The 15,147-nt window shown below is 45.0% G+C and carries 14 protein-coding genes; 4 read left to right on the top strand and 10 right to left on the bottom strand.

Annotated features, from left to right (window positions below):
* Positions 1–13 precede the first annotated feature (13 nt).
* Positions 14–2,230 carry a fatty acid oxidation complex subunit alpha FadJ gene (gene fadJ / locus BCV39_RS02150; RefSeq protein ID WP_170960914.1) on the bottom strand — a complete coding sequence of 739 codons (2,217 nt, stop codon included), beginning with the start codon at positions 2,228–2,230 and terminating at the stop codon, positions 14–16.
* Complete coding sequence (gene fadI / locus BCV39_RS02145; protein ID WP_048607862.1) at positions 2,230–3,537, bottom strand: acetyl-CoA C-acyltransferase FadI; 1,308 nt, start codon at positions 3,535–3,537, stop codon at positions 2,230–2,232. Before fadI ends, fadJ begins: the two co-directional genes overlap by 1 nt.
* 552 nt (positions 3,538–4,089) lie before the next feature.
* Here fadI and BCV39_RS02140 point away from each other — a divergent pair.
* The 4 genes from BCV39_RS02140 (at position 4,090) to BCV39_RS02125 (ending at position 8,481) form a co-directional block, all read left to right on the top strand.
* On the top strand, positions 4,090–4,638 hold the full coding sequence (locus BCV39_RS02140) for a sigma-70 family RNA polymerase sigma factor (protein ID WP_017060646.1): 549 nt from the start codon (positions 4,090–4,092) through the stop codon (positions 4,636–4,638).
* Positions 4,631–5,359, top strand: coding sequence for a DUF3379 domain-containing protein (locus tag BCV39_RS02135; protein ID WP_102432847.1), 729 nt, complete (start codon positions 4,631–4,633; stop codon positions 5,357–5,359). Before BCV39_RS02140 ends, BCV39_RS02135 begins: the two co-directional genes overlap by 8 nt.
* 297 nt (positions 5,360–5,656) lie before the next feature.
* Entirely contained in the window at positions 5,657–6,907 is a 1,251-nt protein-coding gene (locus tag BCV39_RS02130; protein WP_102432848.1) for an outer membrane protein transport protein, read from the top strand.
* A gap of 296 nt (positions 6,908–7,203) precedes the next feature.
* Positions 7,204–8,481: an outer membrane protein transport protein gene (locus BCV39_RS02125; RefSeq protein ID WP_102432849.1), complete on the top strand. Its 1,278-nt coding sequence runs from the start codon at positions 7,204–7,206 to the stop codon at positions 8,479–8,481.
* A gap of 77 nt (positions 8,482–8,558) precedes the next feature.
* Here BCV39_RS02125 and BCV39_RS02120 read toward each other — a convergent pair whose 3' ends face one another.
* From BCV39_RS02120 to BCV39_RS02085, 8 genes are all read right to left on the bottom strand, one after another.
* Positions 8,559–9,344, bottom strand: coding sequence for an MlaA family lipoprotein (locus BCV39_RS02120; RefSeq protein ID WP_102432850.1), 786 nt, complete (start codon positions 9,342–9,344; stop codon positions 8,559–8,561).
* A gap of 118 nt (positions 9,345–9,462) precedes the next feature.
* Complete coding sequence (gene ccmI / locus BCV39_RS02115; RefSeq protein WP_048661501.1) at positions 9,463–10,683, bottom strand: c-type cytochrome biogenesis protein CcmI; 1,221 nt, start codon at positions 10,681–10,683, stop codon at positions 9,463–9,465.
* Positions 10,683–11,174: a cytochrome c-type biogenesis protein gene (locus BCV39_RS02110; protein ID WP_017066364.1), complete on the bottom strand. Its 492-nt coding sequence runs from the start codon at positions 11,172–11,174 to the stop codon at positions 10,683–10,685. The genes ccmI and BCV39_RS02110 overlap by 1 nt, the downstream gene beginning before the upstream one ends.
* Positions 11,171–11,722: a DsbE family thiol:disulfide interchange protein gene (locus tag BCV39_RS02105; RefSeq protein ID WP_017066365.1), complete on the bottom strand. Its 552-nt coding sequence runs from the start codon at positions 11,720–11,722 to the stop codon at positions 11,171–11,173. Before BCV39_RS02105 ends, BCV39_RS02110 begins: the two co-directional genes overlap by 4 nt.
* Before the next feature lie 5 nt (positions 11,723–11,727).
* Positions 11,728–13,698, bottom strand: a complete 1,971-nt coding sequence (locus BCV39_RS02100) for a heme lyase CcmF/NrfE family subunit (RefSeq protein WP_048661502.1) — start codon at positions 13,696–13,698, stop codon at positions 11,728–11,730.
* Complete coding sequence (gene ccmE / locus BCV39_RS02095; RefSeq protein WP_017064106.1) at positions 13,695–14,177, bottom strand: cytochrome c maturation protein CcmE; 483 nt, start codon at positions 14,175–14,177, stop codon at positions 13,695–13,697. The genes BCV39_RS02100 and ccmE overlap by 4 nt, the downstream gene beginning before the upstream one ends.
* Positions 14,174–14,380 (bottom strand): heme exporter protein CcmD, encoded by a 207-nt coding sequence (ccmD, locus tag BCV39_RS02090; protein ID WP_009848525.1) that lies wholly within the window; start codon positions 14,378–14,380, stop codon positions 14,174–14,176. The genes ccmE and ccmD overlap by 4 nt, the downstream gene beginning before the upstream one ends.
* A 14-nt stretch (positions 14,381–14,394) precedes the next feature.
* A complete protein-coding gene (locus BCV39_RS02085; protein ID WP_017064107.1) occupies positions 14,395–15,135 on the bottom strand; it encodes a heme ABC transporter permease in 741 nt (246 codons plus the stop codon).
* Positions 15,136–15,147: the final 12 nt, after the last annotated feature.

Here is a 15,147-nt window from a genome sequence, read left to right as displayed (position 1 = left end):
ATGAGTTAGAGAGTTACTTATAAAATGACTCATCCAAACCAGCACGCGTCAGTAGGCCATCACATGGCGCGAAACGATCACCGTACTTCACAGCAAAATCGTTCATCATCTCAACCAGTGACTTAATACCGATTTGGTCCATGTAACGGAACGGACCACCTAAAAACGGAGGGAAACCGATACCGAAAATAGCACCAATATCGCCATCACGAGGGCTACGGATAATACCGTCATCTAGACAACGAACCGCTTCGTTTAGCATCGGTAACACACAGCGCATTGCAATATCGTTATCGCTCAGCTTAGGTTCAGGTTGCAGTTTAAGCAGCTTGTAAACTGACTTGTCGACTTCCTTCTTTTTACCCTTGTAGGTGTAGAAACCTTTACCACTCTTACGACCTTTACGGTTGTCATTCAAAAGAATATCGAACACGTCTGGGCCTTGGAAACGATCGCCAAGTTCATTTACTAGAATAGGAATAATCTTCGCGCCGATATCCACACCGACCTCATCTAATAAGGTAATTGGGCCGACCGGGAAACCGAAGTCCAATAAGGTGCTGTCGAGCTTTTCAATCGGCTCGTTCGCTAGTAACAAATGCGCAGCTTCATTCATGTACGGAGCAAGAATGCGGTTCACATAAAAACCTGCTGTGTCTTTAACAACAATCGGCGTCTTGCCTTGCTTCTTCGCTAATGCCACAACCGTTGAAATCGTCTCTTCTGAGGTTGTTTCATGAGGAATTACTTCTACTAGCGGCATTTTTTCTGCTGGGCTGAAGTAGTGAAGACCGACCACATTTTCTGGTCGCTGCGCCTTCTCTGCAATCTTATGGATTGGCAGTGATGAAGTATTCGTCGCGAAAATCGTGTCTGGCTTGGCATTGGCTTCGATGTCCGCAACCATTGATTGCTTAAGGTCGAGATCTTCAAATACCGCTTCAATCACCACATCGGTGTGGTTAAAGCTTGTAAAGTCGATACCACCAGAAAGCTGAAGCATCTTACCTTCAAGACCAGCTCGGCTCAGAATGCGACGCTTACGCTGCTTATCGAACAACTTGAAGTTGTAGTTCAGCGCGTTCAGAACGCCTTCATTTGATACGTCTTTAATACGAACCGGTACTTTCGCTTTTGCAACGCTTACATGACTAATACCTGCGCCCATAAGGCCGCCACCCAGTATACCAACACGCTTAACGGCCTTTGGCTCTGCGTCTGCGCCATGTTCTTTTTTCATTTCGGTGGTTGCAAAGAAAATCGAACGAAGGGCTTTTGACTCAGAGGTCATCACTAGTTCAGAGAAACGCTTCGCTTCGTACTGAAGGCCTTTATCAAAGCCGTTCTCTAGGCCATAACGAATGACGTCTAGAATCGCATCTGCTGCTGGGTAATTTCCGCGTGTTTTCTGATTCGTCTTCTTTGAAGCCTGTTCAAAAATCACTTTGCGACCAAGACCCGTGCGTGAAATCAGCTTTTCTTTAGTCGACGCTTGGCTTTTCGACGCCAGACGCTTACCTTTTTTACTGCCCGTATTCTTTTCAACAAAGCTTTTTGCTACTTCAAGCAAAATGGTATCAGGGACACAAGCATCCACAACACCAAGTGATTTCGCTTTCTTAGCGCGCAGTTGCTTGCCCGTTAGGATTAGATCGAGTGACGGTAGCAAACCAATCAAACGAGGAAGACGCTGCGTACCACCAGAACCTGGTAATAAACCTAGTTGCACTTCAGGTAGACCAAGACGCGTCTTATCTGAATCAGTACATACACGGTAATCACACGCCAGTGCGAGCTCTAAGCCACCACCTAAACATGGGCCGTGAATCGCTGCAACAACTGGGTATGGAAGATCAGATAATGCTTGGAACATCTCTTGACCTTGGCGAGCTAAAGACTGCGCTTCATCAGCGGTTTTACAAGCATCCAGCATTCTTACATCAGCGCCAGCGATAAAGTTATCTGGCTTAAGAGAATGAACGATTAAGCCCTTAACTCGGCTCTGCTTTTCTTTGAGTTGCTCGAAGATCGCTTTCATTTCTTCAGCAAAAGCCGCTTGTAGCGTGTTCATTTTCTCGTTTGGCACATCAATCGCCAACCAAGCAATATCTTGGTCATCGATGTTAAGAGAAAATGCTGTCGTTTTCTTTTGGGTTGATTCAGTCGCAGACGTTGAATCTGGTTGAGCCACTGTTTCTTTTTCTGTTGTTGCATCAAGAGTCGTAGACATTATTCTACCTCCAAGATCATTGCTGCACCTAAACCACCAGCCGCACACGCTGTGTTAAGTGCCAAGCCGCCACCGCGACGTTTCAGTTCACGTAATGTTTGAGTCATCATTCGCGCACCAGTTGCCGCAAACGGGTGTCCGTAAGCAATTGAGCTACCCAGCACGTTGAACTTCTCCATATCAATCTCACCGATCGCTTTGTCACGGCCAAGATTCTTCTGAGCAAACTCATCGCTCGCAAACATTTTTACATTCGCAAGAACTTGCGCTGCAAACGCTTCATGCATCTCGATCAGTGTTAGGTCTGACAACTCTAGACCCGTATTCTTCAATACTTGAGAGGTCGCGTAAGTCGGCCCCATCAACATATCCGTTTCAACACCAATCGCTGAGAATGCGTAGCCACGAATATAGCCAAGCACTTCTAAGCCTAGCTCTTTCGCTTTGCCTTCGCGCATCAACATCACTGCTGCGCCGCCATCGGTAAGGGGCGTAGCATTGGCTGCCGTTACACTGCCGTACTTTCTGTCAAAAGCAGGGCGCAGCTTAGCGTAGCCTTCAACTGTTGAGTCGTGGCGAATGTTGTTGTCTTCCGCTAGGTACTTTTTGTAAGGCGCCGGGAATGCTGTCATCACTTCGTCTTTGATCTTGCCTTCTTTCCATGCTTGAGAAGCCAAAGAGTGAGAACGGTGAGCAAGTGCGTCTTGAGCTTCGCGAGTAATACCATGTGTCTTCGCCATCTGCTCAGCCGTTTGTCCCATGGATAAACCGGTCGAGTACTCTGCAACAGCAGGCGGCACTGGCATCAAATCTTTTACTGAAAGCGTTTTAAGAATCTTCAGCTTTTGACCCATAGTTTTCGTTTTACTCAGCGCTAATAGATTTGCCGCTAACTTTTTCGAAACACCGATTGGCAATACAGAAGAAGAGTCCGCACCGCCCGCAATACCGACATCAATCGTGCCAGCCATAATGCTTTCGGTCACGTTAACTGCCGCTTGGAAGCTGGTCGCACATGCTCGTGTGACACTGTAGGCATCGGTATTGATGTCCATGCCTGTGCCCAACACGATTTCACGCGCAATGTTCGGCGCTTCTGGCATTTGCACGACTTGGCCGAACACAACTTGCTCGATAAGCGCAGGATCGACATCCGTTCTTGCAAGCATTTCGCTCACAACCATTTTGCCTAGGTCAACCGCAGGCACTTGGCTAAATTCTGTACTCTGACGAGCGAATGGGGTTCGTAATCCAGCGACAACGGCAACACGTTCTCCAGAACGCGTTTTGACTTCCTGTTTGCCCATGGTTTCTCCTTAAAGTTAAGAGGTCTGACCTGAAGCATTGTAAAGAAGTTGTTAATTAAATCAAACGAGCGTTTAAATAAACGTGATACGAGTATCTCACTGTTTGAAAATATAACTGCACATTCAGGCGAACCTTTTTGGGGGAAAGGTTGTCGTAAGAGACTAAACTATTGTAAGTAAATACTGTTATCGCTTTGTAGGGAATGGTTTTCTTGAGGTAAAAAAAAACCACACAAAGCTGTGTGGTCGGAATGTATATAAAGCAATTAACTTAGCGCCAATTGAAATAATCAGTTTCCTGATTAGGAGAAAGTAAAGTCAGCCTTCAAAAGGAAGTGTCGTCTTGCTCAACATGCTAGCCACGAATGACTAACTAGACGACAAGGTGTACTATAGCTTGTTCGAGGCCTTAGATTTTGAAGTAGATCAATTTTAATGTGATTTTACGATTTCCTGCCGATCGTTAGCTCTAAAAATATAAAAACAAAGCACAACGTATAGAGGACAGCTATACGCAGAGCAATTATGGAGGCTCGTGTGTCAATAATAAAAATGTTTGGAAAGAAAACAGCCAAGCGTCCGGTCAACTCTGATATGGACAAACAAAGAAAATACGAAGCACTCGTGCGTGCCTATCATCGTGACCTCTTTCGCTACGCCTATTGGTTATGCAAAGACAAAAGCATTGCCGAAGACTTAGTTCAAGAAACTTGCCTTCGTGCATGGAAGTCACTCGATAGCCTTCAAGATGAAAAAGCCGCTAAATCTTGGCTGATTACTATCTTGAGACGCGAGAACGCTCGACGATTTGAACGCAAACAGTTTGATCTGGTTGATATCGACGATCACGGTAATGATGCTAGTGTTAGCGATGACCCGCACCATCAGCATCAGTGGTTGCAAGCGCAGATCATGAAACTTGAAATCGATTACCGTGAACCGCTCTTCTTGCAAGTGATTGGTGGTTTTAGTGGTGATGAGATTGCCGATATTCTCGATCTCAACAAAAACACGGTGATGACACGTTTATTCAGAGCTCGAAATCAGTTGAAAGAGCTGTTGGATACAGAAGAGGCAGAGAGGGGGCAACATAATGGATGATTTGGAATTTCGTCGTCGTGTATTGTCGGAACCTAAACAACGTACACAAGATATTGTTGATGCAACCGCCAATAACGAAGCCAATAGTAATTTCTTAGACGATGTATTAGCGCTAGATAAACAGATCCACTCTGCGATGAATGTGGATGTGCCAGACGATCTTGCTGATCGCATTCTGTTCAATCAGACCTCAAGCGAAGAAAGCAAAGTGGTAAGGCCTACGTTTGCGAGAAGAGCAATGGCAATGGCTGCCTCGGTAGCATTCGTTGCAGGCTTATTAGTTGGCCAAGTAAATTGGGGCAACGCATTCGTTTCACCAGCTCAAGCTAGTTTGGTTGATACAGCGATGAAGCATGTTGTTGATGAAAAGAGTTTTGTTAGTTCCATCGATGAACAGGTCACATCGCAGCAAATCAACGCAAAAATGAACCCATTTGCTTTTCAGTTTGATGATGCTTTCCCTTACCACGTCTATTACCTAAACCACTGTGGCTTTGGTAAATCCAACGCAGTGCATATGGTCTTCCAAGGCGCAAAAGGCAAAGTAACGTTGTTTTTAACCGGTATTCCGACAGACAAACCTATCGACTTTGATGAAAAAGGCATGTCCGGCTCGGTAACACCCGTAGATGGCAGCAGCTTAATCCTTGTTGGTGAAAATGGTGAGGATGTTTCCAAAATCGCCGAAAAGCTGACAAAAATGATCAAACCGATGAGCTAATTCGCTCTTAAAGCCCCGTAATAAAAGGCCCAGCAATTATATCACTGATATTGCTGGGCTTTATTTATAAATAACCCGCCAAACCATTCACAAGACCAATAACTCTAGAGTTAAAACTCTAAAAAATAGCATTTCGCACCATTTTCGTGCCAGATAGGCGTCATTTCCATAATTTTCCACTCAAATTTCTCAATGGTCGGATTTGTATATCGTATACTTCCGAATAGGATCAGCCACCATTGAGCAATTGCTCGAATTAATCGCCCTGTAGAGGCGGATATATAAAGGAATAAATGAATGACTACCAACAACACGCGTCTGTTTAAAAAGTCTCTTTTAGCAGTAACAATTACACTGGCGTCTTCGCAAGCGATGGCAGCAGGTTTCCAACTTAACGCACAATCAGCAACCGGCCTTGGCCGTGCTTTCGCTGGTGATGCTGTAATCGCAGATAACGCGTCAGTAATGGCTCGTAACCCAGCTGCAATGTCAATGTTTGATAAAACTGAGTTATCTCTTGGTTTTGAAACAATCACTACAGACATTAAAGTATCTGATGCAACATACACTTCAGCAATGAACCCAATTAGTACTCCAACCTCATCAAACTACGATGACGCAGGCGGTACATCAGTTGCACCGAACATCCACCTTATCGTTCCAGTAAATGAAAAGTTTGCTTGGGGTGTAAATGCTTACTCGAATTTCGGTACATCTACAGACTTTGGTAGCGATTTTGCTGCTTCAGAATTTGGTGGTGAAACAGATATCATGAGCCTTAACTTCGGCCTTGCTGGTTCATACCGCTTGAACGACCAATGGAGCTTCGGTGCTGGTCTTGATATTATCTACGGTAAAGGTACGCTTAAACGTACGACAAGTAGTAACCTATCAGCAAATCCGAACAGTCCATTTAATGGCTTGAGCTTAGTTGATATCGACGGAGCTGATGGTTGGGGCGTTGGCTTCAACGTAGGTACTGTTTATGAGCTAGACGAAAACAATCGCTTCGGCTTATCTTACCGCTACAGCCCAGAAATCACAGCAGAAGATAGTAAAGGTCAGGAGATCAAACTTCCTCTACCAGATATGGCAGAATTCTCTGGTTACCACAAACTTGAAGATACCAAGTTTGCTGTGCACTACTCTCTGCAGTGGGTTGGTTGGAAAGCATTCGATAAAATTGAGTTCGGTGGTACAGCAACAACACCTGATGCCGCTTACGAGTGGAAAAATGCCGGTCACATCTCTGTTGGTACTACTTACTACCTAAACAACGACTGGGATCTACGTGCTGGTTACATGTATGACATCGCTGCACAAGATGACCTAAAATCAGTATCAGTACCTGATTCTGACCGTCAATGGTTCTCAGCTGGTTTCACATACCATATCGATACTGCATCTAACGTAGACTTTGGCTTCACTTACCTATTAGGTGAAGACGTTAAAAACGTAAATGAAAGTACACCTCTAGGCACATCTGTTTCAGCAACTACTCGTGCAGATGCAATCCTTCTAGGTCTACAGTACAGCCGTAGCTTCTAATATAATCGAAGTTATAAGTCTTAAAGGGTCGCTTTATGCGACCCTTTTTTATTGCCTAAGTCACTGACCCGCATCAATTTAAGCTTACAGCTGTAGCCTGCAAGACCAATATATGACTACAAGTGTACGCTCAAACTTCGCAACACAGCCGAAACATTTAGATTATTTCTCTAATAATTAAACACATTTACTCATTAAATCCCTAAAACACTGTTTTATTCGAATTTCATTTTTAAAGTAATGACTCTAAAAGTAGAATCACGCCACTAAATACTTATGATTCAGCGAACATAATAATGAAAATGAATAAGACTCTTCTATCTGCTGCTGTGGCAGTTGGACTACTTTCGACTTCTACCGTAACTCACGCGGCAGGTTTTCAACTAGCAGAATACTCGGCAACAGGCCTAGGCCGCGCATACGCTGGTGAAGCAGCAATGGCTGACGGTGCAGATGCTCAATGGCGTAACCCTGCAATGCTGACTTATCTAGAAGGCACTCAGGTTTCTGTTGGTGCTATCTATGTTGACCCGAACATCGATATCGACGGTACTTCTACGTCTATGATGGGCAAAACAACTTCATCAAATTCTAGTGATTTTGCACACAGTGCAGTTATCCCAAACTTTTACGTTTCTCATAAGTACAACGAAAAATTTGCTTTAGGTTTTGCTGCTGGTACTAACTACGGTATGGAAACAGACCTAGGGAAAGACTTTGGTGGCGCTAACCATGGTAACGAAGCAAGTGTTACTACAATGGAGCTAAACCTAAACGCTGCATACCAAGTACTTGAAAGTGTATCTATAGGTGGCGGTATTCGCTACATCATGGCTGAAGGTAGCTTTGGTGCGGTATCTACAGCAAACTCGCTTGTTCCATTACCAGCAGGTACTCCTTTAAAATATATGGAAGGTGATGACACTGCATGGGGCTGGCAAATTGGTACAGCGTGGCAGATTAATGAAAACAACCGCCTTGGCTTTACTTACAAGTCAGAAGTTGATCTAACTCTAGAAGGTTATGCACAAGGCTTTGGTTTCAACCAGGCAAACCCGGCGGCGCACAAAAATGGTTCAATGGATCTTGCACTTCCAGCAACAGCAGAACTTGCGAGCTTCCACCAGCTAACAGAAAAAGTTGCAGTTCACGCGAGTGTTAACTGGACAAACTGGAGCAGCTTTAAAGAACTTGTAGCGGATTTCCCTGGTGAAAACAGCGTTGAGATCAAACAAGAGAACTGGGAAGACAACTACCGCTTTGCAATTGGTACGACTTACCAAATGACACCAAAACTGGCTCTGCGTTCTGGTATTGCTTACGACACTTCGGCAGTAAGCGAAGAGCACCGCACTGCGACTATCCCTGAAACAGATCGTACTTGGCTGAGTATTGGTGCAGGCTACCAATGGTCTGAGCAGCTAACTCTAGATGCTGGTTTCACTTACATCCTAGCGAAAGACGCTAAAATGCATGAAACCGATGCTGCAGCGGATTTATTTGGTGGCAACTTCGAAGGTGAAGTGACAGGTAGCATCTGGTTAGTTGGTATCCAAGCTAACTACCGTTTCTAATCTACTCCTCTGAAAGTAGAAAGCATTAAAAAGGCTCGATGTTGTTTTCAACATCGAGCCTTTCTTTTATCGATTTTCTAGTAATCTTCTAGATAACCATCGATGAAGTCCTCTTCTTCAAGATCGACCTCTTCAGGTTCAATCTCCGCTTTGAAGTCACGACGTTGAATATAAACATCACGGGTTAATGCGTATGGATCTGGGGAATCATCCAACAGCGCTTCTTGTGACACTAATTGAGCACGTGTTTCCATGCCTTCAAATGCCCATTTGCCTAAGCTAGCCCAAAAGTTCAGAAACGACAGAGGCACATACAAGCCATCAACGGTTTCAGTTACTTCACGCGTTGTTATTGGGCCATAACCCGGCACCATGAAGTAGGGACCATTCCCTACCCCGTAATGACCAATCGCATCAGAGAACGACTTATCATCGTACTTAGTGATCCCCGCTTCGCTGGCAATATCGATTAAGCCTAACAAACCAATCGTTGAGTTAATCCAAAAACGATTGAAATGGTCGAGTGCTTTTTCGCCATTGCCCATAATAAGGTTATTCACCATGCTTGATGGTTCGTCTAAGTTGGCTAGAAAATTGGATATACCAGAACGTACTGGCACAGGGGTGTAGTCAACATAAGCGAGGGAAACAGGGCGAACTAAATAAGGATCTAGATATTCGTAGTTGATATCCCACATCGCTCGGTTGAAGCCTTCAAAAGGATCATTCGGGTGGGACTCTTCGACGTATTCAGAGGTTTCGAGGTTATCATCGTTAACACTTTCGTCCGGCGCACTTGAACACCCAACCGTTAAGCTTGCGATAAAAAGTAAACTCGAGAGTCTTAAAACACTGACAGACATATCACCTTTTCCATAAGGAATAATAAAAAAGGCCAGCAATCGCTGGCCTCAATTGTTTGGCTAAGTCTATACCGTTTATCTGCAAATCGGAATAGCTAACACCTATGCAAAGTGATGATTAATATTGCTTATTGATATCAATGGTAACTGGAGCACCCAGTTCAACCACTTCACTTTCACCGTACCAATCGCCTTCGCGAGTTGAAACGTTGCCGTCTGTATCAAGCCTAGCTCTAACCATCAGAGTTTCAAGGCTAGACAGCTCTTGTCCTTCCAGCATGCTGTTGCCGTCATCTAGCACAACAGTACGAGGGAAAGTCCCTAGTGGGTAACGAGCGGCTGCGATAGGCATTGGAGAACCATCTGCTCTGTGTACTGAAACAATTAACACTGAGTTAGGGTCAGCATTCACGTCTGCAGATAGATCGAGCGTTACAGCAACAGTCTTACCTTGGTCGACACCCATATTGTCGCCCATTTTCTTCTGAGCACTTTCAATACTGCGCGAAAGCATTTCATAGCGACTGTCTTGTGGACCAATCATCTGTTGCATGATGCTCCAGTACTTCACAGCACCTGGGTAGTCTTGACGCTCAAACGCATCAAACGCAAGCAGTGAGAACACACGAAGGTCAACGTAATCGTTTTGAATCAAACGGCTCAAAATCAAACGAGCTTGGTTTTGATCAGCTTCATCAGGAGAAAGCATCAGTGCTTGTGCGAAACCTAACTGAACATCTTCATTCTTAGGTTCAAGCTTGTAAGCTCGTTCCATAGAATCTTTTGCTGTTTCAGCGTCGCGGTTAGCCAGTGCAATACGACCGAGTAGCAACCAACCTGTTGAATCTTTTGGTTGGTAATGCAGACGAGTACGAAGCGCTAGAGTCAAATCTTCCAACTCATCATCCGTTAGTGCACCACCTTCCGATGACATTAGCTTTTTAGACAATTCAGGAAGGTTCGAGCTCACTTCTTGCCAGTGTTGAACTTTGTCCAACGCACCGAACTTAAAGTACATACCATAAGTCACAACGACGACAAGGATGATCGACGGTACAACCACACCAACCGTTGAGATTTGAGTCTTCTTCATCTCTTCTTGTGCAGGAACATCATCAAGCAGAGACTGTTTCAAATCATCGATCAGTTCTTGTTGGTTATCAACAAGACCTTCCTCTGCTTCTACTTCTAACTCGACAAGACGGTCTTTATAGAATGCTTTGTTCAACTCGTCGCGAAGCATTTCGTCATTGTTTGCCTTCTTGTTAATGAAAGGCAGAACAATTAAGAAAATTGCCGCTAGCGAAAGGATAATGGTAGAAATCCAAAATAGAGTCATTACTTCTTATCTCCGTCGTTCTCTTCATCGAGTAACGCTTTTAAGCGAGCTTCTTTGTCTGCATCCCAGTCTTTATCTGACTCTACTGCCGCTTTCGATTTTGACTTTCTGCTTCGCAAAATGATCAAACCAAATCCAAACACAACCACCGCAAACGGACCAATCCAAAGGATCGATGTTGCTAGTGTCAGTGGTGGATTGTAAGTCACAAAGTTACCGTAGCGAGCAATCATGTAATCAATGATATCTTGCTTCGACTTACCGTCTTTTGTCATCTCGTACACTTTTTGACGTAAGTCGACCGCTAACTCAGCGTTCGAATCACCAATCGTGTTGTTCTGACATTTAGGGCAGCGTAATGTATTGCTTAGCTCTTTGAACTGCTGCTCTTGATCTACGGTATCAAATTCATGAAATTCGATAGGTGCAGCAGAAACCGTCGCTGAGATTGCGAACGTAGCAAATAGAGTAATCAATGCCTTTCTAATCATTTCGATTCCTCCAACAACTCTTGATACATCGGCTCAAGCGTCGATGCCCAGTTGGTCGGGTTCACATCACCAACATGGCGGTAACGAACCACACCGTTAGCATCAATTAGGAAAGTTTCAGGTGCGCCATACACGCCGAGGTCAAGACCTAGCATGCCATTACCATCAAACAGGCTGATTAGGTACGGGTTACCCAGCTCTTTTAACCAACCAACCGCTTTATTGCGATCATCTTTGTAATTAAGACCAATGATCTTAACCCCTTGACCAGCAAGTTTGTTCAGGTAAGAGTGCTCTGCATAACAAGTAGGACACCAAGTCGCCCATACGTTAAGAAGCAGCGGCTCACCTTTAAAGATAGCTTGATCATGCAGCTTACCTGGTTGCTCTAGATCTTCTAGGTCAAACTCAGGCACAGGCTTACCAATCAATACGGATTCAAGCTTAGTTGGGTCATCGCCCGACTGGTTGCGCATTAATTGCGTTGCAAAGATTCCAGCTAGAACCATGAACGCAATCAATGGAATGAATAAAATCTTCTTGTTCATTCGGATTAAGCCTCCTGCTCTTCAGCCGACTTTTTTGTTGGCTTACGGAAACGGTAACGACGGTCACTGATAGCAATAGCGCCACCAATCGACATGATCAAAGAGCCTGCCCAGATCCAACGTACAAATGGTTTGTAGTAGATACGTACAGCCCAAGATTTGTTATCGTCTAAACGTTCACCCATTGCGATATAAAGATCGCGCGTTACACCACGGTCAATCGCTGCTTCCGTCATCATAGACTTAGCGGTGGTGTAGAAACGTTTTTCCGCGTGAAGCGTGTTGATGTATTTGCCTTCTTTAGTAATTTCAAAGTCGGCAATGTAACCATCGTAGTTAGGACCATCTTTGTCACGAACCCCTGTAAACAGGAAGCTGTATTCTTCAAGCTGGTAGCTTTCACCAGGTGCCAGACGAACATCGCGTTCGATGCTGTAGTTTTGCACCATCGCGATACCAATCACTGTCACAGCTAAACCGATGTGACCACACACCATCGCCCAGTGACTACGAGGCAACTTAGTTAGACCTTTCATAAACGTATGACGGTGAGTCGCACGTTCATGCAGCTCAAAGCCGTGCATGAAGATGATCCAGAATGCCATTACCCAGCCAGCAAACGCAGTACCACTGAAGCGGTCAGCCAATAGAGCAACCATTAGCGCACTTAAGCCCAGTGAGAATGCACCTGAAATCAGCATTGGTTTAACAAGCTTAGACAGGTTGTCACGTTTCCAGCGGATCAGAGGACCGATACCAAGCAAGAACGAGAACGGAATCATTAGCCAGAAGAACAGCATGTCAAAGAATGGAGCACCGATAGATACCGATCCCAAGCCTAACTGTTTGTGAACTAGTGGTAATAACGTACCTACTAACACAACCACTAGGGCTGCAATCAATAAGATATTGTTGCCAAGCAGTGCGTTCTCACGAGAAACCAGATCGAAGTTACCACGAACACGAACCGATGCGCCTTTAACAGCAAACAACAGCAGTGAACCACCGATAACGAAGACTAGGAAACCTAGGATAAACATACCGCGAGCAGGATCCGACGCAAACGCGTGAACCGATACCAAGATGCCTGAACGAACTAAGAATGTACCTAGTAAGCTTAGCGAGAATGCAGAGATAGCTAGCAATACTGTCCACGCTTTAAATGTGCCACGCTTTTCGGTTACCGCTAGTGAGTGCATCAGTGCAGTACCAGCCAACCAAGGCATGAATGAAGCGTTTTCTACTGGATCCCAGAACCACCAGCCACCCCAGCCAAGTTCGTAGTAAGCCCACCAAGAGCCTAGTGCGATACCTACTGTTAGGAATAACCAAGCTGCGATTGTCCAAGGACGAGACCAACGAGCCCATGCCGTATCTAAACGACCACTCATTAGAGAAGCGATGGCGAAAGAGAACGCTACCGAGAAACCTACATAACCCATGTAAAGCATTGGCGGGTGAATAATCAAACCCGGGTCTTGCAGTAGTGGGTTCAAGTCGCGGCCATCTACAGGGAAGAAAGGCAATGTACGTAGGAACGGGTTAGACGTTACGATAATGAACAGCAAGAAGCCGACAGTAATCAAACCCATGATAGCCAGTACGCGAGCCACAGACTCTTGAGGCATACCACGGCTAAACGTCGCTACTGCAACTGTCCAACCCGCTTGGATAAGAACCCAAAGCAGTAATGAACCTTCGTGAGCGCCCCAAACCGCCGTAATTCGGTAGTACCAAGGCAGTTGGCTATTCGAGTTACTTGCTACGTATTGAATCGTAAAATCATTGGTGTAGAACGCGTAACACAAGATAAAGAACGAAATCGCTAAGAATCCGAACATACCCCACGACAACGGTCGTGCGCTGTTCATCAATAATGTGTTATTTCGAGCGGCTCCATACAATGGGAGCACGCTTAGCAGCAATGCAAGTCCCAAGGACAGGATCATCGCAAAATGGCCGATCTCGGCTATCATTGAGCATTTCCTTCTTTTTGTTCAGTCGTGTATTGCAAAGGCTCATGGGTTTTCTTCATTGCTTCCGCAACTTCAGAAGGCATGTACTCTTCATCGTGCTTTGCCAACACCTCAAACGCTTCGATTGTCGTTGCATTTTTAAGCACACCCTGAGCAACAATACCTTGGCCTTCACGGAAAAGATCAGGAAGGATGCCATCGTATAGAATCGTTACTTTAGGGCCTACATCTTGCAAATCAAAGCTTACACGTAGTGATTCATTGTCACGGCTTACAGAGCCGACTACGACCATGCCACCAATACGTAGGCGTTGACCAACTTCAGGTTTTTTACCATCTTTGCCGTTGACCAGCTCAGTTGGTGTGTAGAACAGATCCATGTTCTGGTTAAGTGCGTAAACCATCAATCCAACAGTCGCACTGATACCAAAAAAGATCGCTAAGACAATGCCCAGCCTCTTTTTACGTCTTGGGTTCATAGAGTGTTCTCCATATTTTTTGCTGCATCGATACGAGCCTGACGATCAATCTTAGCTTGTACTTCATTTAGTAATTGCTTACCACGACGAACGCTTACGACCAGTAAAATGATCATCGCGAGAAATGTGATTCCAAATGCACTCCATACATATGAGGCGTAGCCCCCCATGGCAAAGAAATCACTCAAAGATTCAAAATACATAATTACCTACCCTACTACGCTTTTTCGGCCGCAAGCTTGCGAACCCATGGACGGTGACTCTCTTTACTGATGATTTCGTTACGGAAACGAACCATAGTCACAGCACCAAAGAAAAAGGCGAAGCCGAAGATGTTAAGAAGAAGCGGCCATAGCATGTCACTTGATATAGAAGGCTTGTCGAATTTAGTGATCGTCGCGCCTTGGTGAAGTGTGTTCCACCACTCTACGGAAAAGTGAATGATAGGTAGGTTGATGACACCAACGATTGCCAAAATGCCTGCTGCTTTAGCGGCTGTTTTTTGGTCATCAAATGCGTGGTGAAGTGCAATCACACCCAAGTATAAGAATAGAAGAATCAGCTCTGAGGTTAAACGTGCATCCCAAACCCACCAAGCACCCCACATTGGTTTACCCCAAACCGCACCGGTTAGCAGTGCAATGAAGGTAAATACAGCACCAATCGGCGCCATCGCCAATGCGGCCATATCAGATAGTCTCACCTGCCATACCAAACCGATAAAGGCAGCAATCGCCATCGACATGTAAACGCCCATCGACCAGATGGCAGACGGAACATGGATGTAGATGATTCTGAAACTATCACCTTGTTGGTAATCTGAAGGCGCAAATGCAAGCCCCCACACGGTACCGACGGATAGACACAATAGCGCTAGGATCGAAAACCATGGCAAAAGTTTACCAGCAAGCTGATAAGAGGTTTCTGCTTTGGCATAGGGATGGAGCCATTTCCACATGTTGTAATCTCA

It is taken from the genome of Vibrio sp. 10N.286.55.E10 (assembly GCF_002872555.1).
Classification (GTDB): domain Bacteria; phylum Pseudomonadota; class Gammaproteobacteria; order Enterobacterales; family Vibrionaceae; genus Vibrio; species Vibrio crassostreae.
The sequence above is the reverse complement of the archived record's forward strand: the minus strand, read 5'-3'. Positions and strand labels throughout refer to the sequence as shown.

Excerpts from the sequence above, each read along its gene's own strand:
- BCV39_RS02110 (WP_017066364.1), bottom strand. The coding sequence starts at position 11,174 with ATGATTAGAAAGGCATTGATTACTCTATTTGCTACGTTCGCAATCTCA.
- BCV39_RS02140 (WP_017060646.1), top strand. The coding sequence starts at position 4,090 with ATGTTTGGAAAGAAAACAGCCAAGCGTCCGGTCAACTCTGATATGGAC.
- ccmD (WP_009848525.1), bottom strand. The coding sequence starts at position 14,380 with ATGTATTTTGAATCTTTGAGTGATTTCTTTGCCATGGGGGGCTACGCC.
- ccmE (WP_017064106.1), bottom strand. The coding sequence starts at position 14,177 with ATGAACCCAAGACGTAAAAAGAGGCTGGGCATTGTCTTAGCGATCTTT.
- BCV39_RS02125 (WP_102432849.1), top strand. The coding sequence starts at position 7,204 with ATGAAAATGAATAAGACTCTTCTATCTGCTGCTGTGGCAGTTGGACTA.
- BCV39_RS02120 (WP_102432850.1), bottom strand. The coding sequence starts at position 9,344 with ATGTCTGTCAGTGTTTTAAGACTCTCGAGTTTACTTTTTATCGCAAGC.
- BCV39_RS02085 (WP_017064107.1), bottom strand. The coding sequence starts at position 15,135 with ATGTGGAAATGGCTCCATCCCTATGCCAAAGCAGAAACCTCTTATCAG.
- fadI (WP_048607862.1), bottom strand. The coding sequence starts at position 3,537 with ATGGGCAAACAGGAAGTCAAAACGCGTTCTGGAGAACGTGTTGCCGTT.
- BCV39_RS02130 (WP_102432848.1), top strand. The coding sequence starts at position 5,657 with ATGACTACCAACAACACGCGTCTGTTTAAAAAGTCTCTTTTAGCAGTA.
- BCV39_RS02105 (WP_017066365.1), bottom strand. The coding sequence starts at position 11,722 with ATGAACAAGAAGATTTTATTCATTCCATTGATTGCGTTCATGGTTCTA.
- BCV39_RS02135 (WP_102432847.1), top strand. The coding sequence starts at position 4,631 with ATGGATGATTTGGAATTTCGTCGTCGTGTATTGTCGGAACCTAAACAA.
- fadJ (WP_170960914.1), bottom strand. The coding sequence starts at position 2,230 with ATGTCTACGACTCTTGATGCAACAACAGAAAAAGAAACAGTGGCTCAA.
- ccmI (WP_048661501.1), bottom strand. The coding sequence starts at position 10,683 with ATGACTCTATTTTGGATTTCTACCATTATCCTTTCGCTAGCGGCAATT.
- BCV39_RS02100 (WP_048661502.1), bottom strand. The coding sequence starts at position 13,698 with ATGATAGCCGAGATCGGCCATTTTGCGATGATCCTGTCCTTGGGACTT.